General features: G+C 54.9%; 2 protein-coding genes. Both read left to right on the forward strand.

Going from position 1 to position 997, the window contains the following annotated elements; genetic code table 11:
* The first annotated feature begins 183 nt into the window (after positions 1 to 183).
* Complete coding sequence (locus ALO64_RS14875; RefSeq protein ID WP_019742102.1) at positions 184 to 465, forward strand: type II toxin-antitoxin system TacA family antitoxin; 282 nt, start codon at positions 184 to 186, stop codon at positions 463 to 465.
* On the forward strand, positions 462 to 971 hold the full coding sequence (locus ALO64_RS14880; RefSeq protein WP_044345973.1) for a GNAT family N-acetyltransferase: 510 nt from the start codon (positions 462 to 464) through the stop codon (positions 969 to 971). Before ALO64_RS14875 ends, ALO64_RS14880 begins: the two co-directional genes overlap by 4 nt.
* Positions 972 to 997 lie beyond the last annotated feature (26 nt).

Genomic DNA, 997 nt, shown 5'->3' on the forward strand with positions numbered 1-997 from the left:
TGTTCAGCGTCTCCCTAACGCCAAGGGCATGGTTCAGGTTGTTTTTGTTCCCCCTGCGCATAATCGACCGTTGCACATTACGCAAACAAACGTTCGAGCTGGTCAAGATAAGCCGGAATCACCAAAAGCCTATCTAGATTCGTACGGCAAATTGCCGTACAGTTGCACAAGGAGGATAAAATCATGCCCACTGCCGTATCCACTGCCCGTCTAGAAGCCAGAATTAGCACCGATTTGCATTCGATGCTTAAGCGTGCAGCCGAACTTCAAGGGCGTACCATGACTGATTTCGTGGTGTCTGCTGTGCAGGATGCGGCGCAACGCGCCATTGAGCAGGCCGAAGTTATCCGGCTATCGCTGGCCGATCAGGATTGCTTTGCACAAGCACTGCTATCACCGGCGCAACCAGTCCGTGCTTTGGAACGTGCTTTTGCTCATCGCAGCAAGCTCTTGCGCACTGAATGAGCGTTGCACCCTTCAGGCTCGCGCTGCTCGATGCCACGCATGATCGCGCGGCATTCAACAGCGATTCGGAGCCATTAAATCGATACCTACGCGAGCAAGTCACCCAAGACGTTCGCCGCCGCGTGGCCGCTTGCTTTGTGGCTTTAGCAGACGGGCAGCGCATCGCGGGTTACTACACATTGGCAGCAGCAAGCCTATTATTGGCCGATCTTCCGGCCAGTATCGGCAAGAAGTTACCGCGCTATCCGACCGTGCCCGCCGTTCGTATGGGGCGCTTGGCTGTCGACCAGGCTTTCAAGTCGCAAGGTCTTGGCGGTGCGCTGCTGGCCGATGCGCTCGACCGTGCTATCCGTTCGGAGATTGCAGCCTTCGCCCTGATGGTGGATGCCAAGGACGAGGCGGCAGTGGCTTTCTATGGGCATCACGGTTTTATTGCATTGCCAGATTCGCCGCATACCCTATTTTTGGCGTTAGCAACCGTCCAAAATTTGCTAGGTATCCTCTGAAAAAGTCCATTTTTTTGGAGAGGAAC

It is taken from the genome of Pseudomonas meliae (assembly GCF_001400515.1).
GTDB classification, from domain to species: Bacteria; Pseudomonadota; Gammaproteobacteria; order Pseudomonadales; family Pseudomonadaceae; genus Aquipseudomonas; species Aquipseudomonas amygdali.

What these genes read in the sequence shown, in the direction of transcription:
- ALO64_RS14875 (WP_019742102.1), top strand. Translation starts at nt 184, where the DNA reads ATGCCCACTGCCGTATCCACTGCCCGTCTAGAAGCCAGAATTAGCACC.
- ALO64_RS14880 (WP_044345973.1), top strand. Translation starts at nt 462, where the DNA reads ATGAGCGTTGCACCCTTCAGGCTCGCGCTGCTCGATGCCACGCATGAT.